Below are 286 nucleotides of genomic sequence, written 5' to 3'. Positions count from 1 at the left end.
TGATGTGCGGGCCCTGCCGGCACCGGACTATCAGGACGGCGACCATTACCGCGCCCCCAGCAACCCGATTGAGGAGATCGTTGCCGACATCTATGCGCAGGTGCTCGGGATCGAGCGGGTTGGTATTGATGAGTCGTTCTTTGACCTGGGTGGTGATTCGCTGTTGGCGATGCGGGTCATCGCCGCGATCAACACGGCGCTAGACGCCGGCCTGGCGGTGCGGACCTTGTTCGAGGCGCCCACGGTCGCCCGGCTGGCGCCGCGTATCGGTGCCGGTGACATCGCG

General features: G+C 65.7%; 1 protein-coding gene. It reads left to right on the top strand.

Annotation, left to right across the window (positions count from 1 at the left end):
• Positions 1–286, top strand: a 286-nt coding sequence (locus AC5Y7E_RS24330; protein ID WP_499950971.1) for a phosphopantetheine-binding protein, incomplete at both ends; no start/stop codon positions are given.

This window comes from Mycobacterium sp. NGS17 (genome assembly GCF_059813205.1).
Note: the sequence above shows the minus strand (reverse complement) of the source record. Positions and strands in the feature narration are given on the sequence as shown.